Source organism: Derxia lacustris, assembly GCF_002105195.1.
GTDB lineage: Bacteria > Pseudomonadota > Gammaproteobacteria > Burkholderiales > Burkholderiaceae_E > Derxia > Derxia lacustris.
On the sequence record NZ_MUHU01000014.1, the window covers coordinates 45183 to 67072 of the forward strand.

Sequence of the window (21890 nt, forward strand, 5' to 3'; positions counted from 1 at the left end):
CGGCGGCTCGGGTCGATCAGACGCGTTCGATGATGACGGCAATGCCCTGGCCGACGCCAATGCACATGGTGCACAGCGCATAGCGGCCGCCGCTGCGTTCGAGCTGATGCAGCGCCGCGATCACCAGCCGGGCGCCGCTCGCGCCGAGCGGATGGCCGAGCGCGATGGCGCCGCCGTTCGGGTTCACGCGGGCGTCGTCGTCGGCCAGGTGGTGCGCGCGCGTCACGGCCAGACCTTGCGATGCGAAGGCCTCGTTCAGCTCGATCACGTCGATCTGGTCGAGCGTGAGCCCGGCCTTGGCCAGCACCTTGGTGATGGCCGGCGCCGGGCCGAAACCCATGATGCGCGGCGGCACGCCGGCGGTGGCGCTGGCCACGATGCGGGCACGCGGCTTGAGGCCGAAGCGTGCGGCGCTGCTCTCGTTGGCGATCAGCAGCGCGGCGGCGCCGTCGTTCACGCCCGAGGCGTTGCCGGCGGTGACCGTGCCGTCCGGGCGCACGACGCCCTTGAGCTTGGCCAGCGCGGCGAGCGTGGTTTCCGGCCGCAGATGCTCGTCGGCGGTCACGATCAGCGCATCGCCCTTCTTCTGCGGGATCGACACCGGCACGATCTCCTCGGCCAGCCGGCCGGCGGCCTGCGCGGCGGCGGCGCGCTTCTGGCTGCGCAGCGCGAAGGCGTCCTGATCCTCGCGGTTCACCTTGAAATCGGTCGCCACGTTCTCGGCGGTTTCGGGCATCGAATCGACGCCGTACTTGGCCTTCATCAGCGGATTGACGAAGCGCCAGCCGATGGTCGTGTCCTCGATCTTTGCGCTGCGCGAATAGGCCGAGTCGGCCTTGCCCATCACGAAGGGCGCGCGGCTCATGCTTTCCACGCCGCCGGCGATCAGCAGGCCGACTTCGCCGCTCTTGATCGAGCGACCGGCAATGCCGATGGCGTCGAGGCTCGATCCGCACAGGCGGTTGACGGTATTGCCCGGCACTTCCGCCGGCAGGCCGGCGAGCAGCAGCGCCATGCGGCCGACATTGCGGTTGTCCTCGCCGGCCTGATTGGCGCAGCCGTAGATCACGTCGTCCACCGCCGCCCAGTCCACGCCCGGGTTGCGCTCGATCAGCGCCTTGATCGGCACCGCGCCGAGGTCGTCGGCGCGCACCGTGGCAAGGCTGCCGCCGTAGCGGCCGAAGGGGGTGCGGATCGCGTCGCAGATGTAGGCCTGTTCCATTCGTCTCTCCTTCAGGCGGCGGCGCGCAGCGGCAGGCCGACCAGCGTTTGCAATTCGTCGAAGCCGAGGCCGTCGACGATCTCGATGACGACCGGGCCGTCCTTCGTGATGTCGAACACGGCCAGATCGGTGTAGAGCCGGTTCACGCAATCGATGCCGGTGACCGGATAGCTGCACGCCTGGACGAACTTGCTTTCGCCGCCCTTGGTGAGCAATTCCATCATCACGAATACCTGTTTTGCGCCGATCGCCAGGTCCATCGCGCCGCCGACGGCGGGGATGGCGTCGGGCGCGCCGGTGTGCCAGTTGGCGAGGTCGCCCTTGGCCGACACCTGGAAGGCGCCGAGCACGCAGATGTCGAGATGGCCGCCGCGCATCATCGCGAACGAGTCGCCGTGATGGAAAAAGCAGCCGCCGGTCAGCAGCGTCACCGGCTCCTTGCCTGCGTTGATGAGCTCGGGGTCTTCCTCGCCCTTGGCCGGCGCCGGGCCCATGCCGAGGATGCCGTTCTCGCTGTGCAGAAAGATCTCGCGGTCGGCCGGCAGATAGTTGGCCACGCGCGTCGGCAGGCCGATGCCGAGGTTGACGTAGGCGCCTTCGTGGATGTCGCGCGCCACGCGCTGCGCCATCTGGTCGCGGTTGAGTCGGGTGTAGTTCGCCATCGATGTCTCCCGCTGGTTCAGACGCGCACGACGCGCTGGACGAAGATGCCCGGCGTCACGATGTTTTCCGGATCGAGCTCGCCGAGCCCGACCACCTCGGCCACTTGCGCCACCGTCACCTTGGCGGCCTGGGCCATGATCGGACCGAAGTTGCGCGCCGCCTTGCGATAGACCAGGTTGCCCCAGCGGTCGCCCTTGAGCGCCTTGATGAGCGCGAAGTCGGCCTTGATCGGGTACTCCAGCACGTAGTTGCGGCCGTCGATCTCGCGGGTTTCCTTGCCCTCGGCCAGCAGCGTGCCGAAGCCGGTCGGCGTGAACACGCCGCCAAGCCCGGCGCCCGCCGCCTGGATGCGTACCGCCAGGTTTCCCTGCGGCACCAGCTCAAGCTCGATGTCGCCGGCGCGGTAGAGCGCGTCGAACACCTGGCTGTCGGACTGGCGCGGGAACGAGCAGACGATCTTGCGCACGCGGCGCGCCTTGAGCAGCGCGGCCAGGCCGAAGTCGCCATTGCCGGCGTTGTTGTTGACGACGGTCAGGTCCTTGGCGCCCTGCGCGATGAGGGCGTCGATCAGCTCGGCCGGCTGGCCGGCGGTGCCGAAGCCGCCGATCATCACGGTGGCGCCGTCGAATACATCGGCCAGCGCCGCTTCGGGCGAGGCCAGGGTCTTGTCGATCATCGATCTGTCTCCTTGATCCGCCCGTCCGGTGGTTCGATCAGCGAACGTGCGGTGCGGTGAGCGGTGCGACGGAGTCTAGGAAGACTGGGCAGCGCAATGCAGCGCCAGCAAGCCTGGAAGTTCGATAATCGAACGCTTATTCCGTTAATCGAACCATCCGGGCTTAAGCTGTGCGCCTGTCATCGATCCCCGCGCTTCCATGCAGCCAGACGAACTCCCGCTTCCGCCCGTGATCCCAGCCCAGCCCGCCACCTTGCTCGACCGTCGCGCGGCCGATGCCGGCGCCCATGCCGGCGACCCCGACTTCATGACCTCGCTGGCGCGCGGTCTGGCGGTGCTGATGGCCTTCGACGACCAGCAGCGCGCCCTCACCTGCGCCCAGCTCAGCCATCGCACCGGGCTGTCGCGCGCGGCGGTGCGGCGCTGTCTGCACACGCTTGCAGTGCTCGGCTTTGCCGGCTGCGAGGACGGCAAGCATTTCAAGCTCACGCCCAAGGTGCTGGCGCTGGGCCATGCCTATCTCAGTTCGTCGCCGCTGGTGGCGCTGGCACCGGGCGTGCTCGACAAGCTGGCCGCGCGCACCGGCGAATCCTGCTCGGTCGCCACGCTCGAAGGCCGCGAGATCGCCTATGTGGCGCGCTCCAAGGGCGGCGACCGGATCATGTCGATCGACCTGGGTCTCGGCAGCCGGCTGCCGGCCTACTGCACCTCGATGGGCCGGGTGCTGCTGGCCGCGCTGCCGCCCGAGCGACTCGACGCCTATCTGGCCGAAGGCGAGTTCGTGCGTCGCACCTCGCGCACGCTCGCCACCGCCGACAAGCTGCGCGAGGAGATCGCGCTGGTCGGCGCCCAGGGCTATGCGGTCAACGATCAGGAGCTGGAAGTGGGCCTGCGCTCGATCGCGGTGCCGGTGCGCGACCGGCGCGGCCAGGTGGCGGCGGCGCTCAACATCGGCACCCTCACCTCGCGGCGCTCGGTGGCCGAGCTGGAAACCCGGCTGCTGCCGCTGCTGCGCGAGGCGGCGGATGAGTTCGGGCGGATGCTGGTCTGACGGCCGGCAGCGTCGGCGCGTCGGGCCTCAAGCCGCCGCCGCCCCGCGCAGCCGCGCCCGCGCCGCGCGCCGGAACGCCCCCGGCGTCTGCCCGCAGGCCGCGACAAAAAACCGCGTGAAGTAACCCGCATCGGCAAACCCCAGCGTCAGCGCGATGTGCTTGATGCCGAGCGTCGTGTAGATGAGATCGCGCTGGGCCTCGACCAGCGTGCGCGCGCGGATGCAGTCGAGCGCCGGCCGCCCGGCCTTCTGCTTGCAGATGCGGTTGAGGTGGGTCGGCGTGATGCCGAGTTCCGCCGCGTACTCGCTCACGCCGAGCCGCTCGCGGTAGCGCCGGTCGAGCGCATCGACGAAGCGGCGGTAATGGCGCTCGGCCGGGTCGCCGCTGCCGTCGCCGGCCAGCGCCGCCGGCACATCGCCGCCGAGTCGCGCGCCCCACAGCAGCGCCAGCGGCAGCAGCGCCGCGATGGCCGCCGCGCGCCAGCCGCCGTTGCCGTCCATCTCGGCGACCAGCCCTTCGAGCGCGGTGCGCAGGTTGCGCGCATCGGGCTGGCTGCCGCGCAGCAGCAGCCGGCGCGGCCGTTCGTAGCGCGCCGCCACCTCGGGCAGCGCAGCCAGCAGACTCTGCACATAGCGCTCGTCGAGCGTGACGATCACGCCATCCACATCGCGCGAGAACACGAAGCCATGCACCACGCGGGCCGGCACGAACAGCGCCGAGCTGGCTGGCAGCGCCACCGGCTCGCCGTCGAGCGTGGCCTCGGCCGAACCGCGCCGCAGATAGAGCAGTTGCAGGAAGTGATCGTGCCGATGCGGCTTGATCTCCCAGTCGTGCAGCCGGCTGCGCGAAGCGATGGATTCGCAGTGGAAGGGCTCGGTCAGGCGCTCGTCGTCGGCACTCTTGTACAGCGCGTAAATCGGGATGGCGTTCATCGCCCGAGTGCAGCACGCGATGGCCGCGCGCCACTTCGGTGAAAACCCTCGATGTTCGATTTGCTCAATTCATGGTTCGGCCCGTCCATTGGCCCGACGGGCGCGGCTGCCTAGCCTGCGCGTTCCAACACATCCATTCATGGAGACGCGACATGAACCACACCACCCAGGTCGCCATCGTCGGCGCCGGCCCCTCGGGCCTGCTGCTCGGCCAGCTGCTCGCCAAGGCCGGCATCGACAACATCATCGTCGAGCAGCGCGACCCCGACTACATCCTGGGCCGCATCCGCGCCGGCGTGCTGGAAAGCGTCTGTGTCGAGGCGCTGGAGCAGGCCGGCTGCGCCGAGCGGCTGCATGCCGAGGGCCTGATTCACCACGGCATCGAGCTGGCCTTCGGCGGCGCGAGCCATCGCATCAACTTCGAGGAGCTGATCGGCAAGCATGTGGTCGTCTACGGCCAGACCGAGGTGACGCGCGACCTGATGGCGGCGCGGGAATCCATCGGCGCGACCACCGTGTACGAAGCCGACCAGGTCAGTCTGCACGACATCGACAGCGCCAGCCCCAAGGTTCGATTCGTGAAGGATGGCCAGACGCATGAGATTGCCGCCGCCTTCGTCGCCGGCTGCGACGGCTTTCATGGCGTCAGCCGCAAGACCGTCGCCGACCGCATCCAGACCTTCGAGCGTGTCTACCCCTTCGGCTGGCTCGGCATCCTGGCCGACGTGCCGCCGGTGACCGAGGAACTCATCTACGCCAACAGCGAGCGCGGCTTTGCGCTGAGCAGCATGCGCAGCAAGACGCGGGTGCGCTGCTACATCCAGTGCTCGCTCGACGACAAGGTCGAGGACTGGAGCGACCAGCGCTTCTGGGACGAGTACCGCCGCCGCCTGCCCGAAGCCGCTGCGGCCGCCACCATCACCGGCCCGTCGATCGAGAAGAGCATCGCGCCGCTGCGCAGCTTCGTGACCGAGCCGATGCGCTTCGGCAATCTGTTCCTGGCCGGCGACGCGGCGCACATCGTGCCGCCCACCGGCGCCAAGGGCCTCAACCTGGCCGCGTCCGACGTGCTCTACCTGGCGCGCGGCATCGCGCAGTTCTTTGTCGAGCGCAGCAGCGAGGGCATCGACGGCTATTCGCAGCGGGCGCTCTCGCGCATCTGGAAGGCCGAGCGCTTCAGCTGGTGGATGACCTCGCTGCTGCACCGCTTTCCGGAGCAGACCGACTTCGACCGCGCGATCCAGCGCGCCGAACTCGACTATCTGGTCGGCTCGACGGCGGCGCGCACCTCGCTGGCCGAGAACTACGTCGGCCTGCCGATGGCCAGCTGAAGACCGCAAAGGGGCGTCGGCACTGCCCCTTTTCATACACGAACGGTTATGCAAGCTCGCGCGAGGCTTCAATTTACGGCGCTCGCGGCGCTCCTTAAATTTGCGTCCACGCCCACCGACGGCGACACGCGAGCCTTCCTCAGGAGACAAGATGGCCATCCAGCGCTATTCCGAATTTGCCCAGCGCGACACCGACGCCCATGCGCCGGCACGCACGCCGATCTACAAGACGAGCATCCTGCGCTCGCCCGACAACGCGCTCATTTCCAACGCCCAGTCGCTGACCGAGATCACCGGCCCGAGCTTCCGGCCCGAGGAATTCGGCCCGCTCGACAACGACCTGATCCGCAACTTCGCCAAGGACGGCCTGCCGATCGGCGAGCGCATCGTGGTGCACGGCTTCGTGCGCGACGAGTTCGGCCGCCCGGTGCCCAATGCGCTGGTCGAGGTGTGGCAGGCCAATGCCAGCGGCCGCTACCGCCACAAGAAGGACCAGTACCTCGGCTCGCTCGACCCCAACTTTGGCGGCTGCGGCCGCATGCTGACCGACGAGAACGGCCATTACGTCTACCGCACGATCAAGCCGGGCCCCTATCCCTGGCGCAACCGCGTTAACGAATGGCGCCCGGCCCACATCCACTACTCGCTGCAAGGCGACGGCTGGGTGCAGCGCCTGATCACGCAGATGTATTTCGAGGGCGACACGCTCATCCCCGACTGCCCGATCCTCAAGACCATCCCCACCGAGGAACAGCGGCGCGGCCTGATCGCGTTGCAGGATCGCGGCAACTTCATCGAAGCCGACAGCCGCGCCTATCGCTTCGACATCACGCTGCGCGGCCGTCGCGGCAGCTTCTTCGAAAACAAGATCGTCTGAGAGGAGATAGCGCCATGACCCAGCAGATCGTGCATTTCACCGAGACCGCCTCGCAGACCGGCGGCCCCTACGTCCACATCGGCCTCGCGCCGCATCAGGCCGGCTTCGAGATCTTTGCCAACCAGTTCGGCAATGTGCTGACCAAGCCCGCGACCAAGGGCGAGCGCATCCGCCTTGAGGGCCGCGTGATCGACGGCTCGGGCACGCCGGTGCGCGACGCCCTGCTCGAAATCTGGCAGGCCAATGCGGCCGGCAAGTACAACCATCCGGGCGACAGCCAGGCCAAGGACATCGACCCCACCTTCCGTGGCTGGGGCCGCACCGGCTGCGACTTCGACACCGGCGAGTACTTCTTCGAGACCATCAAGCCGGGCGCCGTGGCCGGCCGCGAAGGCAAGACCCAGGCGCCGCACATCGCGCTCATCGTGTTTGCGCGCGGCATCAACATGGGCCTGCACACCCGCGTCTACTTCGAGGACGAAGCCGCCGCGAATGAAGCCGACCCGGTGCTGCGCGGCATCGAATGGGAAGTGCGCCGCAAGACGCTGATCGCCAGGCGCGAGCTGCGCAACGGTGAAGTCGTGTACCGCTTCGACATCGTGCTGCGCGGCGAGAACGAGACGGTGTTCTTCGACATCTGACCGACTGGCAGGTCGGGCCCGATGCGGGCGGGGCGGCTTCGACGAGGCTGCCCCGCCCGTTTTCATTGCACGGCGGCCATGCCGATCAGAGCTGCTGCCGGCACTTGTCCGAGGCCGGCGGCGCGATGCTGCGGTCGAAGCGCTGCTCGATCGCCGGCTTGAGTTCGCCGCCCACCGGCTTGACGCGGCCCACGTAGTTGGGGATGAGCAGCTGGTTGTCCTCGGCGCGCATCACGGCCGGGCCGTAGATGGTGTCGAAGCTCGCGCCGTGCAGCGCCGCCGCGACCTCGGCCGGCTTCACGCTGTCGGCCTTGCGCACGCCGGCAAAGATCACCTGCATGCCGTTGTAGGCCTGACCCTCGTTCTCGGTCGGCGTGCGGCCGAACTGCTTCTGCCAGCCGGCGACGAAGCTCCTGTTCATCGGCGTGTCGATCTCGGGTCCGTAGCCGATGTTGCCCCACACGCCTTCGGTGGTGCTGCCGGTGGCCTTGATGAGGTAATCGAAGATGTAGGCGTGGCCGATGATGCGCACCGAATTGCCGAGCCCGAATTCCGCCGCCTGCTTGGCAAACGCAATCGCATCGCGGCCGGTGAGCACCACCCACACCGCCTGCGGTTTCGCCGCCTTCAGCTGCGCGATGTAGGGCGAGAAGTCCTTGGTGCCGACCGGCGCGAACAGCTCCAGCCCCACGCTCTTGCCCTGGGCCTTGACGGTCTTGCCGAAGAACTCGGCCGAGTCGCGGCCCCAGACATAGTCGGCCGCCAGTACCGCGAAGTTCTGCTCCTTCTGGGTCTTGAGCCACTCGCCCATCATCGCCAGGTCCATCGCGTCGGAATGGTTGGCGCGGAACAGACGCGGCTTGCACGAGTCGCCGGTGAGCTTGTCGCTCTTGCTCAGCACGCTCACGTACATCGCGTCCCAGCGGTCGAGGTTCTGGCCGATGGCGAGCGAGATCGACGACGGGATCGCGCCGATCAGAAAGCGGTTGCCGTCGCGCGCCAGCTTCTCGGCCACGCGCCGGCCGGCCTCGGGCGTGCCCTCGTCGTCGGCGATCTGCACCGTGACCGGATGGCCGTCGACGCCGCCCCTGGCATTGGCCTCGTCCACGGCGAACTGGATCGCGCGCAGCGTCTCCTGGCCCTGCTGGGCGAACACGCCCGATTGCGAGCTGACCGCGCCGATGCGCAGCGGCTCCTTGGTCTGGGCGCCGGCCGCGAGCGGCAAGGCAATGGCGAGCGCGAGCGCGGCCCGCCGCAGTTGATTGGGCTGGTTCAAGTCTGTCTCCTTCGGGTGGATGGCAAAGCGATGCGGGCGCGCTGTGTCGCGCGCTCCGCGTTGGCGGCAGGCTGCCGCCGTCAGACCATGACGTGGCGCTGCAAGGCGTCGAGGCTTTCATGCGCGACCTCGCCGTCGGCCACGACCGCGCCCTTGGCCAGCGCGTAGTAGCGCCGCGCGACGCGCATCACCAGGCTCAGGTTCTGCTCGATCAGCAGCAGCGCCGTGCCCTGGTCGGCCACGCGATTGAGGATGTCGGCGAGCTGGTCGACGATGACCGGCGCCAGGCCCTCGGTCGGCTCGTCGAGCAGGATGAGCGCCGGGTTGGCCATGAGCGCGCGGCCGATGGCGAGCATCTGCTGCTGGCCGCCCGACAGCGCCGTGCCCGGCGTGTGGGCGCGCTCGCGCAGGATCGGGAACAGCGCGTACACCGAGTCGAGCTGCCACGGCCCCTTGCGCCGCACCGCCGAGCCGAGCAGCAGGTTCTCCTCCACCGTCAGGTTGGCGACGATGCAGCGGCCCTGCGGTACCACCGCCACGCCCTCGTTGGCGGCCATGTAGGGCCGGGGCCGCGCCGGCTCGCGCCGGCCGATGCGCACCCGCCCGCCGCGCAGCGCGGCCAGTCCGAGCACGGTGTTGACGACCGTGGTCTTGCCCACGCCGTTGCGGCCGATCAGCGCCACGCGCTCGCCGGGCAGCACGCTCAGGCTCAGCCGGTGCAGCACATGCGCCGCGCCGTAGCAGGCATCGACGCGATCGAGTTCGAGCAATGCCGTCGTCATGCCGCGCTCCCCAGATAGGCCTCGCGCACCCGGCGGTCGGCGCGCACCGTGGCCGGATCGCCGCTCGCGATCACCTTGCCCAGCTCCAGCACCGTGACCGCATGCGAGATGCCGAACACCACGTCCACGTCATGCTCGACCAGCAGCACCGACACCTCGCGCCGGCCGGTCAGGCGGCGCAGATGGCGCGCCAGATCCTGCGATTCCTTCACCGACAGTCCGGCCATCGGCTCGTCGAGCAGCAGCACCGCCGGATTGCCGACCAGCGCCAGCGCCAGATCGAGCCGGCGCTGCTCGCCATAACCGAGATCGCCCGCGACCGCGTCGCCGAGCGCGTCGAGTTCGAGTTCGCCGAGCACCTCGGCCGCGTCGGCGCCGGGGTCGGCGGAGCCCATGCGATGCGCCGCCAGCTCGACCTGCGCGCGCACGCCCATGCGGGCAAAGATGCTGGTGCGCTGGAACGAGCGCGACAGGCCGCGCGCGCGGCGCTGCACGATGTCGAGCGCCGACACGTCCTCGCCGCGCAGCGTGACGCGGCCCGAGGTGGCGCGGCGCCGGCCCGAGATGGCGTCGATCACGGTCGACTTGCCGGCGCCGTTGGGGCCGATCAGCCCGCGAATCTCGCCCCGCTTGAGCGTGAGGGAGACGCCGTCGACGGCACGCACGCCGCCGTACTGGATGGTCAGGCCATCGGCCTGGAGCGCGGTTTCGCTCATGGAAGTTCTCCTTGGGTTGCGGCGGGATCAGTGCGAGGCCGAGGCGCTGGCGGCGCCGTTGTCGAGCGCGGCCACCGGCGCCGGGCGGCGCCGCGCCAGCAGGCGTTGCAGCGCGCCGGCAATGCCCTCGGGCGAGAAGACGATGACCGCGATCAGCGCGACGCCGAACACCGCCATCCAGTGGCTGGCGTAGTCGCCGAGAAAGTCGCGCGCCAGGAAATAGACGACCGCGCCGAGCGCCGGCCCCCAGAGCGTGCGGCTGCCGCCCACGATGACCATCATCAGCGCCGCGCCCGACACGCTCCAGTGCAGCCCCTCGGGCGACACGAAGCCGGTGTTGAGCGCCGCCAGCACGCCGGCCACGGCGGTGACGCCGGCCGACAGCGCGAACACCGCCGCGCGCGGCAGCAGCGTGCGGATGCCGATGAAACGCGCGCGCTCCTCGTTGTCGCGGATGGCTTCGGTCACGGCGCCGAAGCGGCTGCGCGCCAGCAGCGCGAGCACGCCGGTCAGCAGCACCAGCGCGGTCCAGCACACGAGGAACAGCATGCCGGGCTGAAGCAGCCGCGCGGTCTCGATGCCGAACAGCGTGGCCGGCCAGTTCACGTTCATGCCGTCGGCGCCGCCCGTGAGGCCACGGGTGCGCGATGCGACCAGATAGAACATCTGGCCGACCGCCAGCGTGAGCATGCCGAAGGCAATGCCCGGCACGCGCACCGCGACCAGCGCCAGCACGAAGGCGAAGCCGGCGATGCCGAGCACGGCGAGCAGCACGGCGGCCTCGGCCGGCAAGCCCTGCTGCTCCAGCAGGATGGCGACGGCATAGCCGGCACCGCCGAAGAACGCGGCATGGCCGAAGCTGACCATGCCGTTCTGGCGCAGCAGCAGGCCGACGCCGAGCGCGAAGATGGCGTGGATGCTGGCCTGGGTGAGCAGCGACAGCGCGGTGCCCGACGACAGGCTGCCGCCGAGCGCGGCACCGGCCACGAGCGCCGCGACGACGCCGGCGGAAATGCGGGTGATCGACATGGGGGCGTCCTCAGATGCGAAGGGAGTGGCGCGCCAGCGCGCGCCGGGAACGGAGAAGCGACATGAGCGGCGGCCTCAGGTGCGGTTGCCGGCCAGACCCGACGGGCGCCAGAGCAGGATGGCCACCATCAGCGCGAACGGAATCACCGCCGCCGCGTCGGGCAGATAGACCGCGCCGAGCGACTGCACCTGGCCCAGCAGCACCGCCGCCACGAAGGCGCCGATGAGGCTGCCGAGCCCGCCGATCACCACCACCACGAAGGAGTCGATCAGCACATCGCTGCTCATGGCCGGCGACAGCGACAGGAAGGGCGCGGCCACCACGCCGGCCAGCCCGGCCAGCGCCGTGCCCAGCGCGACCACCGTGGCGCTGAGCGCGTCGGTATTCACGCCCTGCATCGCGGTGGTGGTCGGATCGGTACTGGCGGCGCGCACGAACAGCCCGGCACGCGAGAAGCGCAACCAGCCCACCAGTCCCAGCGCGACCGCCGCGCCCACCGCCACCACCGCCATGCGGTAGGCCGGCACCGGCGTGCCGAACAGGTCGACCGACACGCTGAGCAGATCGGGCGCCGGCACCGAGAGGTTGTCCTTGCCCCAGACGGTCTGCACGAAGTCCTCGATGACCAGCAGCAGGCCGAAGGTGACGAGGACGACCGTGAGCGGATCGCGGTCCTGCAGCAGCCGGAAGGCATAGCGGTCGAGCAGCGCGCCGACCGCCGCCATGACCAGCGGCGCGGCGATGAGCGCGACCCAGAAACTGGTCTGGGTCGCGATGCTGTAGCCCAGATAGGCGCCCAGCATGTAGAGCGAGCCGTGCGCGAAATTGACCACGCGCCGCAGCCCGTAGATGAGCGCCAGGCCCGACGACATGATGATGAGCAGCGCTCCGTACACCAGGCCGTTGAACAGGTTGATCGTGAACATCGGGGTTGTCTCCTCCGAGGGGTTGGCATGCGCCGCTGCTGCGGCGTCGTGATGGGTGAAACGTCAGCGGTTGGCGGCCTCCCCTGCGGCGGATGGCGGATCGGCGCGCAATGCGGCCAGCGCCGAATCGGGCGCGCCGAGCGCGAGCCAGCCGCCGTCCACCGCGAGCGTCGCGCCGGTGATGTAGCTGGCGCGCGGCGAGGCGAGGAAGGCGATGGCCTCGGCAATCTCCCCGGGCCCGGCGAGCCGGCCGAGCGGCGTGCGGCCGGCGATGGCGGCGCTGTCGATGCCGCCCGCCGCTTCGAGCCGGGCCACGAGCGCGGTGCGCACATAGCCGGGCGCGACGGCGTTCACGCGGATGCCCGCATGCGCCCATTCGCAGGCCAGCGAACGCGTCAGCGCGACCACGCCGGCCTTGGCCGCGCCATAGGCATTGCGCGTAGGGATGCCGGCCAGCCCGGCGATCGACGCGAGGTTGACGATGGCGCCACCGCGCGCCGCCAGCATCGCGCGGCCGGCCTCGCGGCACATGACGAAGCTGCCTTGCAGATTCACCTTCAGCACGCGCTCGAAGGCGGCGAGCTCCTGGTCGAGCGTGGCGGCCGGCGCCTCGGGCAGACCGGCGTTGTTGATGAGCACGTCGAGCCGGCCGTAGTCGCGCAGCAGGCGGGCGACCACGGCGGCGGCCTGCGCCGGCTCGCTCACGTCGAGCGCATGGGCGGCGTGGCGCGCGCCCTTCCCCGCGCCCAGCCCGGCGGCGCGCGCCTCGGCCGCCGCGCCGTCGAGATCGGCGATGACCACGCTGGCGCCGCCAGCCGCAAGCCTTTGCGCCGTGGCCCAGCCGATGCCGGCGGCGCCGCCGGTCACGAGCGCGACCAGCCCCGCGAAGTCCTGCGCGCAGCCGGCCGCTGCCGGCGCCGGATCAAGCCCGTCCATCGCGCCAGCCTTTCACGCTCGGCAGGGTCAGGGCGCGGATCAGCCGCGTCTCCTGCGCCACGATCAGATGCGCCGACGCCTGCAGATAGGCCGGGAAATCGGGATGCGCATCGCGCCGTGCGCTGCGCCGCTCGAAGTCGGCCAGATCGTCATAGCCCCACAGATGCACGAACTGGTTCTGCGGCCCGACCAGGCTGGTGTGAAAGCCGAGCGGATGGCCGAGGCATTCGAGCAGGATCGGCATCGCGAGCCGGTCGAACACGTCGATGAACTCGGCCATGCGGCGCGGCACGATGGTGTAGATGCGGTGATCGACGAGCGGCTTAGGCGACATTGCCGGCCCCCTGCGCCGACCGCGCGGCAGTGGCATCGAGCGCGCTGGCGGCCGCGCCGGCGAGCGCCGCATCGGCCAGCGACTGCACCCGGGCCGCCGGCGCCGCGCGCTCCGGCACGCCGGCGATGTGCCGCGCCGTCAGATAGCCGAAGGTCATGATCGGCCCGAGCGTGATGCCGGCGCCGGGATAGTTGCCGCCCATCATGCTGGCGCGGTCGTTGCCCACCGCGTACAGGCCGGCGATGGCGCTGCCGTCGTCGTGCAGCACCCGGCCCACGGTGTCGGTGCGGATGCCGTCGAAGCTGCCGAGGTCGCCCATCACGACCTTGAGCGCGTAGTAGGGGCCGGCGCCGACCGGGGCCACGCAGGGGTTGGGCCGGTTGGCCGGATCGGCCAGATAGCGGTTGAACGCCGTGCTGCCGCGCCCGAACTGGCGGTCCTCGCCCTGCGCCGCGCCCAGGTTGTACTCGCGCACCGTGGCTTCCAGCGCCGCGCCGTCGATGCCGGCCTTGGCGCCCAGTTCGGCCAGCGTCGCGCCCCTGGTCAGATAGCCCTTGGCGATCAGCCCGGCCAGCGGCACCGGCGCCGGCTTGGCAAAGCCCAGGCCGTACTTGCGGATCGTGGCGTGATCGCAGATGAGCCACATCGCGGTCTCGGCCTCGTGCCGGCAGGCCTCGATCATCGCGGCACCCACGTCGTGATAGCTCTCGCTCTCGTTGCAGAAGCGCTTGCCCTGCCGCGTCACGCCGATGATCCCGGGCTTGTAGCGGTCGAGCAGATGCGGGAACACGCCGAAGCGCCCGCCCGCCAGCGGCACGCGCGACACCGGCATCCAGGCCGCCGCATCCTTGAGCCGGATGTCGACCCTGCCGCCGGCCTGCTCGGCCAGCCGCGCGCCGTCGCCGGTATTGGCTTCGGGCACCGGCGACAGATGCTCGCCGCCGCGCCGTACATGCGGATAGGCGCGCCGCAACCGCTGCACGTCGTGCGAGAAGCCGCCGCTGGCCAGCACCACGCCGCGCCGCGCGCCGATGCGCAAGTCGCCGTTCGGGCCGCGCGCCAGTGCGCCAGTCACGCGGCCATCGGCCACGATCAGCTCGCGCGCCGGCGTGCCGGTGAGGATGGGAATGCCGAGCGCGAGCGCCGATTTGGCCAGCCGCGCCGCGAGCGCATTGCCGCTCGTCACCTGCACGCCGCGCCGGTACAGCGCCAATTCCTTCAGATGCGCCGCCAGCCGCTTCGCGACGTAGATGGCCGACTTCAGCGACTTCGTCGCGTTGAAGAAGTGCTTCAGATCCGCGTTCGACGAGTTGAACATCATCCCGATGAAGGTGATGGTCTGGAGCGGCGGACGCAGCCGGTCCATGTCGGCGCCGAGATTGCGGATGTCGTAGGGCGCGGCCAGGATCGAGCGGCCGATGTCGACGCCGCCGGGCACGGTCGGGTGGTAGTCGGGATAGAGCGTGGGGATGAATTTCACCTCGGTCTCGCGCTCGAACCAGTCGACCATTTCGGGCCCGGCATCGAGGAAGGCCTCGACCGCCGCCGCGTCGTAGTACGCGCCGGTTTCGTTCTTCAGATAGGTGAGCGCGGCTTCGCGGCTGTCGCGCACGCCGCTGCGGGCCGAGACCGGATTGCCCGGAATCCACAGCACGCCGCCCGAGAACGCGGTGGTGCCGCCGAAGTGGCGATCCTTCTCGATGACGATCACGTCGAGGCCGTGCTTCTTGGCGACGATGGCGGTCGAGAGGCCGCCGGCGCCGGCGCCGATCACGAGCAGGTCGCAGTCGAGCGGGCGCCCAAGGCTGCTGTCGGTGAGATTGGCCATGCCTGTTTCCTCCGGGCAAAGCGCTCCCCTGCCGGCGGCGCAGACGCGCTGCCGGAGCGGGGGCGTGGGATGGGTTTGAGGTCGGCGCCGCGTCAGGCGGCGGCCGGGGCGCGTTCGGCGCTGTCGTTGAAGCCGGGGCGCGGCACCAGGTCCATGAGCATGGCGCTCATGCCGCCGTCGACCATCAGCTCGGCGCCGTTGACATAGCCGGCGCGGTCGCTGAGCAGGAACAGCGCGACCTCGGCGATGTCGTCGGGCCGGCCGATGCGCCGGCTGGCGGTGATGGCCGCGCGGCGCTGCTCCAGCCCCGGCTGCTCGTAGAACTTTTCGGACAGCGCGGTGCGGATCATTCCGGGGCAGATGGCATTGCTGCGCACGCCGGCCGGGCCCCATTCGGCCGCCATCTGGCGCGACAGCAGCAGCACGCCGGCCTTGCTCGCGCTGTAGGCGCCGCTGCGGGTCTGCGGATGGCAGCCTGCGATCGATGCCACGTTGACGATGCTGCCGCGGCCGCGCGCCGTCATCTGCGCGCCAAAGCTGCGCGAGCAGAGCAGATAGCCGGTGAGGTTGACGCCGAGCACCGCATTCCAGTCGGCCAGCGACACCTCGCCGAGCGCGCCGGCGCGCAGCAGGCCGGCGTTGTTGACCAGCCCGTCCGCCGGCCCGAGTTCGGCCTCGACGCGGGCCGCCGCGGCGAGCACGCCGGCCTCGTCCGAGATGTCGCATTGCAGCGCCAGCGCCCGGTGACCGCGCGCCGCAAGCGCTGCCGCCAGCCGCTCGGCGCCGGCCGCGTCGCGGTCGAGCAGCGCGACCCGTGCGCCGGCCCGGGCCGCGCCCTCGGCCACCGCCGCGCCGATGCCGCTGGCCGCGCCGGTCACCACGATCGTGCGGCCGGCCAGCCCGAGCCAGTCGGCCTCGGCCACCACCGACAGCAGCGCCGCACTCATGCCCGGCCCCGCTCGCCGGCGCGGGAAAACCCGCAGGCCACGGCGCCGGCAACACCAGACGATTCGGGCATACCCTCGGTTGCGGCCAGCCTCTGGCCGAGCCTGCGAGAAAGCCTCAGTGCATGCATGTTCAAGTCCTGTCTCCCGGTGAATGTGCTGCTGCAATGGGAGGCGATCATCCGGTCAGGCGAGCCGGTCGGTAAATCGACAAATCCAGCCAAGAACAGGACAATTCGTGCATGCGACCTGCTGAAAACCCGCAACCGCCGGCGCCCGCCCGGCAGGTTCCCAACTTCGCGCTCTACGGCGTGGCGGCCGATCCCGACTGGCAGGCCATCGTGCATTTCGAGCGCATCACCGAGCGCTCCAGCGCCTTCAACTGGGAGATCAAGCCGCATGTGCACGACTCGATGATCCAGGTGCTGTTCGTGCGCAGCGGCGGCGGCGAAGCCTTCATCGACGGCCGCAAATGGCCGGTGCAGCCGGGCACGCTCATCGTCGCGCCGGCGCGCTCGGTGCATGGCTTTCACTTCTCGCGCGATGTCGACGGGCCGGTCGTCACCGTGGCCCAGCGCCCGCTCGAATCGCTCGCCGGCACCGCCGCGCCCGAGTTGCTCGACACGCTGCGCCGGCCTGCCGTGATCGCGGTCGATGCCGGCTCGCGCCATGCCGATGCGCTGATGCCGCTGTTCGACGCCATCGCGCGCGAAGCCCAGGTGCATGCGCCCGGGCAGGTGGCCGCCGGCATGGCGCTGATGACCGCGCTGTTCGTGCAGATCGCGCGCATCGGCGCGCTCGCCCCGGCCGACGGCGGCGCGCGCTCGCGCAAGGCGGCGCAGATCGAGCGCTTCCGCGCGCTGGTCGATGCGGGCTTTCGCGAGCGCAAGGGCGTGGACGCCTATGCCACCGCGATGGGCGTGACCGCCGGCCAGCTCACCCGCCTGTGCCGCGAGCTGCTCGGCATGTCGTCGCTCGATGTCATCAACCGCCGCGTGGTGCATGAAGCCCAGCGCGAGCTGATCTACTCGTCGCTCAGCGTCAAGCAGATCGCGGCCCAGCTCGGCTTCGAGGACGAGGCCTACTTCGGCCGCTTCTTCCGCAAGCAGACCGGGCTGCGGCCGACCGAATTCCGCCTGCACGGCCGGCGCCGGCTGGCCGAGGCCTGACGGCGCGCCGCGCCGGTCGTCATTCGCTCGCGGCCGGCCCGGCTTCGCTGCGCCGCAACGGCGCCCGGCTCTGCTCGTTGTTGAGATGCACGAACTTGCGCAGCAGCCGCAAAAACTCGCGCCGCTCGTCGTCCTCCAGGCTGCCCATCAGCCGCTCCTGCATCTCGTGCACGCCGGGCACCAGCTCGGCCAGCAGCGCGCTGCCCTCGGGCGTGAGCACCAGCCGGCGCTGCCGGCGCGCCAGCAGCTCGCGCACGATCCAGCCCTTGGCTTCGAGCCGCGCCGCGATCTCGGCGGCGGTCGAGGTGTCGAGCGCCACCTCCTGCGCCAGCGTCACCTGATCGATGCCGGGCCGCTCCTGGAGCATGCGCAGGATCGCGTACTGCACCGGCGTCACGTCGCGCCCGACCGTCTCGTGGAACACCGACACCGCAATCTGCTGCGCGCGCCGGATCAGATGGCCGGGCTGGTCGTAAAGGTCGATCGAGAGCGCGTCGGTCGGCTGATCTGACATGGCGAGGGCTGCCGGTGATGGGAAGCCGGCGATTCTGCACCGCAGCAGCGCCGGCCCGCCAAAGCCGCATTCCGCCTGCCTCTTCGGGAAATCACCGAGAGCTTCGAGCCGGTCGCGCAAGTCATCATTCCGTGCACTGAATGACTACCCGGAGAGACGCCGACATGTTCCCGATGAACGCCTGGTACGTGGCCTGCACGCCCGCCGAACTGCCCGCCGACAAGCCGCTTGGCCGCACCATCTGCGGCGAGCGCATCGCCTTCTTTCGCGGGCCCGACGGCAAGGTCGCGGCGGTGGAGGATTTCTGCCCGCATCGCGGCGCGCCGATGTCGCTCGGCAAGGTCTGCGGCGGCCGGCTGCAATGCGGCTATCACGGTCTGGAAATGGGCTGCGACGGCCGCACCGTGGCCATGCCCGGCCAGCGGGTGCGCGGCTTTCCGGCGGTGCGCAGCTTTGCGGTCGAGGAGCGCTACGGCTTCATCTGGATCTGGCCCGGCGACGCGGCACTGGCCGACCCGGAAACCATCCACCGCCTGCCCTGGGCCGACCGGCCCGACTGGGCCTATGGCGGCGGCATCTACAACGTGCAGTGCGACTACCGGCTGATGATCGACAACCTGATGGACCTCACGCACGAGACCTATGTGCACGCCACCAGCATCGGCCAGAAGGAGATCGACGAGGCCGCGCCGGCCACACGCGTCGACGGCAATCTGGTCGTCACCGAGCGCGACATGCATGGCGTGATGCCGCCGCCGTTCTGGCAGGCCGCGCTGCGCGCCAACGGCCTGCGCGACGACATCCCGGTCGACCGCTGGCAGAAGTGCCGCTTCTTTCCGCCCAGCCATGTGCTGATCGACGTGGGCGTGGCGCATGCCGGCAAGGGCGGCTTCGACGCGCCGGCCGAGGTCAAGGCCGACGGCATCGTGGTCGACTTCATCACGCCCGAGACCGCCACCTCGCACTGGTACTTCTGGGGCCTGGCGCGCCACTTCCAGGCCGGCGACGCGGCACTCACCGACAGCATCCGGCAGAACCAGGGCGCGATCTTTGCCGAGGACTTGCAGATGCTCGAATCGCAGCAGCGCAACCTGCTGGCCTGGCCCGAGCGCGCGCTGCTCAAGCTCAACATCGACGCCGGCGGCGTGCAGGCGCGCCGCGTGCTCGACCGCATGCTGGCCGACGAGGCGGCCGCCCGCGCCGGAGTGCCGGCATGACGACGCTCACGGTGCGCGTGGCACGCAGGCGCAGCGAGGCGGCCGACATCTGCTCCTTCGAGCTGCTGCCGGCGGCCGGCGCCAGCCTCCCGCCCTTCGAGGCCGGCGCGCACATCGACGTGCATCTGCCCAATGGCCTGGTGCGCCAGTACTCGCTGTGCAACCCGCCCGGCGAGACCCACCGCTACCTGATCGGCGTGCTGCGCGATCCTGCCTCGCGCGGCGGCTCGCAGGCGCTGCATGAGCTCGTGGCCGAAGGCGCGACGCTCACCATCGGCGCGCCGCGCAACCACTTCCCGCTCGCTGCCGGCGCGGCGCGCAGCCTGCTGCTGGCCGGCGGCATCGGCGTCACGCCGATCCTGGCCATGGCCGAGGCGCTGACGCAGCGCGGCGCCGACTTCCGCATGCACTACTTCGGCCGCTCGCTCGAACGCATGGCCTTCCGCGAACGCATCGCCGCCGCGCCCTTCGCCGCGCGGGTGGCGCTGCATGCCGACGACGGCCCGCCCGAGCAGCGCGCCGACCTCGCCGAACTGCTCGCCGGGCCCGATGCCGGCACGCATCTCTACGTCTGCGGCCCGCGCGGCTTCATGGATGCGGTGCTCGGCACGGCGCGCGCCGCCGGCTGGCCCGAGGACCGGCTGCACTACGAATTCTTTGGTGCCGAGGTGGCCGCGCAGGCAGGCGACCGGGCGTTCGAAGTGGAACTCGCGCGCAGCGGCCGCGTGGTCACGGTGCCGGCCGACCGGACCGTGGCCCAGGCGCTCGGCGCAGCCGGCATCGAGGTGATGCTGTCCTGCGAACAGGGCGTGTGCGGCACCTGCCTGACGCGCGTGCTGGCCGGCGAGCCCGATCACCGCGACCTCTATCTGACGGACGAGGAACACGCGATGAACGACCAGTTCACGCCCTGCTGCTCGCGCGCCCGCAGCGCCCGGCTCGTCATCGATCTCTGAACGCCGCGCCGCCGGTCGGAACAGGCCCGCGCCCAACCGGGCCAATGCGCCCGGACGCGCGCTGATCGCGCATCATGCGGCCTCGATTCCGCGCGGTGGCGGCGCCGGCAGTTGGGCCGGCGCCGCCGCCCTGCCCGTTCCTGCCCACCGATGCCCACCGACCTCAACAAGCGCGACTGGATCGCCGGCCTCGAATACGGCCTCGCCGTCATCACCGCCTTCGACCACGCCAATCCGCGCCTCACCGCCACCCAGGCCGCCGAGCGCGCCGGCCTCACCCGCACCGCCGCGCGGCGCTATCTGCTCACGCTCGTGCATCTGGGCTATGCGGCCAGCGACGGCAAGCTGTTCTGGCTCACGCCGCGCGTGCTGCGGCTGGGCTGGAGCTATCTGGAATCGGCCCGGCTGCCGCGCACCGTCCAGCCCTATCTGCAACGCATCACCGGGCTGGTCGGCGAGGCCGCCTATTGCGCCGTGCTCGACGGCGACGATGTGGTCTACGTGGCGCGCAACGGCGTGAACCGGGTGCAGAACGTGGGCTTCGTGCTCGGCGCGCGGGTGCCGGCGTCGGTATCGTCGGCCGGCATCGCGATGCTCTCGACCCAGTCGTCCGAGCAGGTCGACGCCTGGCTCGCGCGCCAGACCTTCCACCCGTTCACGCCCTTCACCATGATCGACCGGACCAGCGTGCGCCAGGCCATCGACCGCGCGCGCGTGACCGGCTATGCCCTGCTCGAACAGCAGATGGAGCAGAACGTGCGCGGCATCGCGGTATCGCTGCGCAACCGCGTCGGCGAGGTGGTCGGCGCGCTCAGCGTGAGTCTGGTGATGAGCAAGGAGAGCACCGAACAGACCGTGGAACGGGTGCTGCCGATCCTGCTCGAAGGCGCGCATTCGCTGCTCAACGCCATCTGAGCGTCGTTTCAAGACTTGCGTCAATTCTGGAACTGAGTTCCTATATCGAACGAGATCATGTCGATACAGGAGCATGCAGATGGCCAGTCAGACCCAACTCGGGCGCGCCTTCGGGATCGTCGAACTGCTGTCGACCGAAGGCGCCGGCCTGCCCTTGCAGGACATCGCCGACCGGCTCGACATTCCCAAGAGCGCGACCCACCGCCTGCTCGCCGAGCTGGCCGAGCTCGGCCATGTGCGGCAGGACGCCGCCAGCCTGCGCTACTACCTGAGCACCCGCCTCGTCACGCTGGCCTTCAACCTGCTGGCCGCCAGCGGCGTGGTCGATGTGGCCCAGCCCATCCTCGACCGGCTGGCCGCCAGCACCGGCGAGCTGGCGCGACTGGGCGTGACCGACGGCGACCGTCAGGTATGGGTGGCCAAGGCGCAAGGCGCGCGCGGCGGCCTGCGCTACGACCCCGACATGGGCCAGGTCGCGCCGCTCACCAGCACCGCCACCGGCCATGCCTGGCTCGCCACCATGAGCGACGAGGATGCGCTGATGCTGGTCGCGCGCCAGGGCTTCAACCAGGCGCCCGACATCGGCCCCAACGCACCGCGAACCATCGAGCAGCTGCTTGAGCGGCTGCGGCTCGCGCGCACGCTCGGCTATGCCACGGTCAGCGACTGCTCCACGCTGGGCCTGGCCGCGCTGACGGTCGCGGTGCGCCATCCCAACACCCAGGCCGTGCTCGGCACGCTGAGCGTGGCCGGCCCGACCGCCCGGCTCGATGCCGAGCGCATGCAGCGCATCGCGCCCGAGGTCATCAACGCCGCGCGCGAGATCGGGCTGGCCAGCCTGTCGTCCGACTACTTCAAGCGGCTCGACGTGCAACTGCCCGCGCCACCGCTGCCGAGCCTGCTGCGCGCCTGAGCGCGGCGCTCCCGCCTTCCGTCACCAACGCCCGTCCCGC

Annotated in this window: 23 protein-coding genes; 9 read left to right on the forward strand and 14 right to left on the reverse strand. The window is 70.5% G+C overall.

Annotation, left to right across the window (positions count from 1 at the left end):
• Nucleotides 1-16 precede the first annotated feature (16 nt).
• Genes pcaF through B9P64_RS30390 form a run of 3 tightly spaced genes read right to left on the reverse strand, consistent with a single transcriptional unit; the run spans nucleotide 17 to nucleotide 2561 of the window.
• Nucleotides 17-1222, reverse strand: coding sequence for a 3-oxoadipyl-CoA thiolase (gene pcaF, locus B9P64_RS30400; protein WP_085315425.1), 1206 nt, complete (start codon nucleotides 1220-1222; stop codon nucleotides 17-19).
• A gap of 11 nt (nucleotides 1223-1233) precedes the next feature.
• Nucleotides 1234-1884, reverse strand: a complete 651-nt coding sequence (locus B9P64_RS30395; RefSeq protein ID WP_085315424.1) for a 3-oxoacid CoA-transferase subunit B — start codon at nucleotides 1882-1884, stop codon at nucleotides 1234-1236.
• Nucleotides 1885-1901: 17 nt separating this feature from the next.
• Nucleotides 1902-2561, reverse strand: a complete 660-nt coding sequence (locus B9P64_RS30390; protein WP_085315423.1) for a 3-oxoacid CoA-transferase subunit A — start codon at nucleotides 2559-2561, stop codon at nucleotides 1902-1904.
• Between the two features lie 253 nt (nucleotides 2562-2814).
• On the opposite strand from B9P64_RS30390, the gene B9P64_RS30385 reads away from it, so the two are divergent.
• The gene (locus tag B9P64_RS30385) at nucleotides 2815-3612 is read left to right on the forward strand and encodes an IclR family transcriptional regulator domain-containing protein (RefSeq protein WP_235839909.1); all 798 of its coding nucleotides are present in this window, start codon (nucleotides 2815-2817) and stop codon (nucleotides 3610-3612) included.
• A gap of 27 nt (nucleotides 3613-3639) precedes the next feature.
• Here the strand turns inward: B9P64_RS30385 and B9P64_RS30380 are convergent, their stop codons facing one another.
• Complete coding sequence (locus B9P64_RS30380) at nucleotides 3640-4545, reverse strand: helix-turn-helix domain-containing protein (RefSeq protein ID WP_085315421.1); 906 nt, start codon at nucleotides 4543-4545, stop codon at nucleotides 3640-3642.
• Between the two features lie 152 nt (nucleotides 4546-4697).
• Here B9P64_RS30380 and pobA point away from each other — a divergent pair, with 152 nt between their 5' ends.
• The 3 genes from pobA to pcaG all read left to right on the forward strand — a co-directional run bounded on the left by pobA (nucleotide 4698) and on the right by pcaG (nucleotide 7394).
• Nucleotides 4698-5876, forward strand: coding sequence for a 4-hydroxybenzoate 3-monooxygenase (gene pobA / locus B9P64_RS30375; RefSeq protein ID WP_085315420.1), 1179 nt, complete (start codon nucleotides 4698-4700; stop codon nucleotides 5874-5876).
• A gap of 151 nt (nucleotides 5877-6027) precedes the next feature.
• Nucleotides 6028-6753, forward strand: coding sequence for a protocatechuate 3,4-dioxygenase subunit beta (gene pcaH, locus B9P64_RS30370; protein WP_085315419.1), 726 nt, complete (start codon nucleotides 6028-6030; stop codon nucleotides 6751-6753).
• A gap of 14 nt (nucleotides 6754-6767) precedes the next feature.
• Nucleotides 6768-7394, forward strand: coding sequence for a protocatechuate 3,4-dioxygenase subunit alpha (gene pcaG / locus B9P64_RS30365; RefSeq protein WP_085315418.1), 627 nt, complete (start codon nucleotides 6768-6770; stop codon nucleotides 7392-7394).
• A gap of 85 nt (nucleotides 7395-7479) precedes the next feature.
• On the opposite strand, the gene B9P64_RS30360 is transcribed toward pcaG, so the two are convergent.
• From B9P64_RS30360 to B9P64_RS30320, 9 genes are all read right to left on the reverse strand, one after another.
• Nucleotides 7480-8670 carry an ABC transporter substrate-binding protein gene (locus B9P64_RS30360; RefSeq protein WP_085315417.1) on the reverse strand — a complete coding sequence of 397 codons (1191 nt, stop codon included), beginning with the start codon at nucleotides 8668-8670 and terminating at the stop codon, nucleotides 7480-7482.
• Nucleotides 8671-8750: 80 nt separating this feature from the next.
• A complete protein-coding gene (locus tag B9P64_RS30355) occupies nucleotides 8751-9452 on the reverse strand; it encodes an ABC transporter ATP-binding protein (RefSeq protein ID WP_085315416.1) in 702 nt (233 codons plus the stop codon).
• Complete coding sequence (locus B9P64_RS30350; RefSeq protein ID WP_085315415.1) at nucleotides 9449-10168, reverse strand: ABC transporter ATP-binding protein; 720 nt, start codon at nucleotides 10166-10168, stop codon at nucleotides 9449-9451. Before B9P64_RS30350 ends, B9P64_RS30355 begins: the two co-directional genes overlap by 4 nt.
• A gap of 27 nt (nucleotides 10169-10195) precedes the next feature.
• Nucleotides 10196-11197, reverse strand: coding sequence for a branched-chain amino acid ABC transporter permease (locus tag B9P64_RS30345; RefSeq protein ID WP_085315414.1), 1002 nt, complete (start codon nucleotides 11195-11197; stop codon nucleotides 10196-10198).
• A 75-nt stretch (nucleotides 11198-11272) separates the two neighbouring features.
• The gene (locus B9P64_RS30340) at nucleotides 11273-12124 is read right to left on the reverse strand and encodes a branched-chain amino acid ABC transporter permease (RefSeq protein ID WP_085315413.1); all 852 of its coding nucleotides are present in this window, start codon (nucleotides 12122-12124) and stop codon (nucleotides 11273-11275) included.
• A gap of 63 nt (nucleotides 12125-12187) precedes the next feature.
• Nucleotides 12188-13060 (reverse strand): SDR family NAD(P)-dependent oxidoreductase, encoded by an 873-nt coding sequence (locus B9P64_RS30335; protein WP_085315412.1) that lies wholly within the window; start codon nucleotides 13058-13060, stop codon nucleotides 12188-12190.
• Complete coding sequence (locus B9P64_RS30330) at nucleotides 13047-13394, reverse strand: NIPSNAP family protein (RefSeq protein WP_085315411.1); 348 nt, start codon at nucleotides 13392-13394, stop codon at nucleotides 13047-13049. Before B9P64_RS30330 ends, B9P64_RS30335 begins: the two co-directional genes overlap by 14 nt.
• On the reverse strand, nucleotides 13384-15222 hold the full coding sequence (locus B9P64_RS30325; RefSeq protein WP_085315410.1) for an FAD-dependent oxidoreductase: 1839 nt from the start codon (nucleotides 15220-15222) through the stop codon (nucleotides 13384-13386). Before B9P64_RS30325 ends, B9P64_RS30330 begins: the two co-directional genes overlap by 11 nt.
• Before the next feature lie 92 nt (nucleotides 15223-15314).
• Nucleotides 15315-16169: an SDR family NAD(P)-dependent oxidoreductase gene (locus tag B9P64_RS30320; protein WP_085315409.1), complete on the reverse strand. Its 855-nt coding sequence runs from the start codon at nucleotides 16167-16169 to the stop codon at nucleotides 15315-15317.
• Between the two features lie 239 nt (nucleotides 16170-16408).
• Here B9P64_RS30320 and B9P64_RS30315 point away from each other — a divergent pair, with 239 nt between their 5' ends.
• The gene (locus tag B9P64_RS30315; RefSeq protein ID WP_085315408.1) at nucleotides 16409-17335 is read left to right on the forward strand and encodes a helix-turn-helix domain-containing protein; all 927 of its coding nucleotides are present in this window, start codon (nucleotides 16409-16411) and stop codon (nucleotides 17333-17335) included.
• 19 nt (nucleotides 17336-17354) lie between these two features.
• Here B9P64_RS30315 and B9P64_RS30310 read toward each other — a convergent pair whose 3' ends face one another.
• Nucleotides 17355-17849 (reverse strand): MarR family winged helix-turn-helix transcriptional regulator, encoded by a 495-nt coding sequence (locus B9P64_RS30310; RefSeq protein WP_085315407.1) that lies wholly within the window; start codon nucleotides 17847-17849, stop codon nucleotides 17355-17357.
• Between the two features lie 164 nt (nucleotides 17850-18013).
• Between B9P64_RS30310 and B9P64_RS30305 the strand changes: the two genes are divergently transcribed.
• The 4 genes from B9P64_RS30305 (at nucleotide 18014) to B9P64_RS30290 (ending at nucleotide 21850) form a co-directional block, all read left to right on the forward strand.
• A complete protein-coding gene (locus B9P64_RS30305) occupies nucleotides 18014-19066 on the forward strand; it encodes an aromatic ring-hydroxylating oxygenase subunit alpha (protein ID WP_085315406.1) in 1053 nt (350 codons plus the stop codon).
• Nucleotides 19063-20022 carry a PDR/VanB family oxidoreductase gene (locus tag B9P64_RS30300; protein WP_085315405.1) on the forward strand — a complete coding sequence of 320 codons (960 nt, stop codon included), beginning with the start codon at nucleotides 19063-19065 and terminating at the stop codon, nucleotides 20020-20022. The genes B9P64_RS30305 and B9P64_RS30300 overlap by 4 nt, the downstream gene beginning before the upstream one ends.
• 150 nt (nucleotides 20023-20172) lie before the next feature.
• Entirely contained in the window at nucleotides 20173-20937 is a 765-nt protein-coding gene (locus B9P64_RS30295; RefSeq protein WP_085315404.1) for an IclR family transcriptional regulator domain-containing protein, read from the forward strand.
• Between the two features lie 79 nt (nucleotides 20938-21016).
• Nucleotides 21017-21850 carry an IclR family transcriptional regulator gene (locus B9P64_RS30290; RefSeq protein ID WP_085315468.1) on the forward strand — a complete coding sequence of 278 codons (834 nt, stop codon included), beginning with the start codon at nucleotides 21017-21019 and terminating at the stop codon, nucleotides 21848-21850.
• The last annotated feature ends 40 nt before the right edge of the window (nucleotides 21851-21890 follow it).

Coding starts and splice junctions, on each gene's coding strand:
- B9P64_RS30315 (WP_085315408.1), top strand. CDS start 16,409: ATGCGACCTGCTGAAAACCCGCAACCGCCGGCGCCCGCCCGGCAGGTT.
- B9P64_RS30335 (WP_085315412.1), bottom strand. CDS start 13,060: ATGGACGGGCTTGATCCGGCGCCGGCAGCGGCCGGCTGCGCGCAGGAC.
- B9P64_RS30300 (WP_085315405.1), top strand. CDS start 19,063: ATGACGACGCTCACGGTGCGCGTGGCACGCAGGCGCAGCGAGGCGGCC.
- B9P64_RS30310 (WP_085315407.1), bottom strand. CDS start 17,849: ATGTCAGATCAGCCGACCGACGCGCTCTCGATCGACCTTTACGACCAG.
- B9P64_RS30325 (WP_085315410.1), bottom strand. CDS start 15,222: ATGGCCAATCTCACCGACAGCAGCCTTGGGCGCCCGCTCGACTGCGAC.
- pcaG (WP_085315418.1), top strand. CDS start 6,768: ATGACCCAGCAGATCGTGCATTTCACCGAGACCGCCTCGCAGACCGGC.
- B9P64_RS30305 (WP_085315406.1), top strand. CDS start 18,014: ATGTTCCCGATGAACGCCTGGTACGTGGCCTGCACGCCCGCCGAACTG.
- B9P64_RS30345 (WP_085315414.1), bottom strand. CDS start 11,197: ATGTCGATCACCCGCATTTCCGCCGGCGTCGTCGCGGCGCTCGTGGCC.
- pcaF (WP_085315425.1), bottom strand. CDS start 1,222: ATGGAACAGGCCTACATCTGCGACGCGATCCGCACCCCCTTCGGCCGC.
- B9P64_RS30295 (WP_085315404.1), top strand. CDS start 20,173: ATGCCCACCGACCTCAACAAGCGCGACTGGATCGCCGGCCTCGAATAC.
- B9P64_RS30290 (WP_085315468.1), top strand. CDS start 21,017: ATGGCCAGTCAGACCCAACTCGGGCGCGCCTTCGGGATCGTCGAACTG.
- B9P64_RS30395 (WP_085315424.1), bottom strand. CDS start 1,884: ATGGCGAACTACACCCGACTCAACCGCGACCAGATGGCGCAGCGCGTG.
- pobA (WP_085315420.1), top strand. CDS start 4,698: ATGAACCACACCACCCAGGTCGCCATCGTCGGCGCCGGCCCCTCGGGC.
- B9P64_RS30350 (WP_085315415.1), bottom strand. CDS start 10,168: ATGAGCGAAACCGCGCTCCAGGCCGATGGCCTGACCATCCAGTACGGC.
- B9P64_RS30320 (WP_085315409.1), bottom strand. CDS start 16,169: ATGAGTGCGGCGCTGCTGTCGGTGGTGGCCGAGGCCGACTGGCTCGGG.
- B9P64_RS30355 (WP_085315416.1), bottom strand. CDS start 9,452: ATGACGACGGCATTGCTCGAACTCGATCGCGTCGATGCCTGCTACGGC.
- B9P64_RS30390 (WP_085315423.1), bottom strand. CDS start 2,561: ATGATCGACAAGACCCTGGCCTCGCCCGAAGCGGCGCTGGCCGATGTA.
- B9P64_RS30330 (WP_085315411.1), bottom strand. CDS start 13,394: ATGTCGCCTAAGCCGCTCGTCGATCACCGCATCTACACCATCGTGCCG.
- B9P64_RS30380 (WP_085315421.1), bottom strand. CDS start 4,545: ATGAACGCCATCCCGATTTACGCGCTGTACAAGAGTGCCGACGACGAG.
- pcaH (WP_085315419.1), top strand. CDS start 6,028: ATGGCCATCCAGCGCTATTCCGAATTTGCCCAGCGCGACACCGACGCC.
- B9P64_RS30340 (WP_085315413.1), bottom strand. CDS start 12,124: ATGTTCACGATCAACCTGTTCAACGGCCTGGTGTACGGAGCGCTGCTC.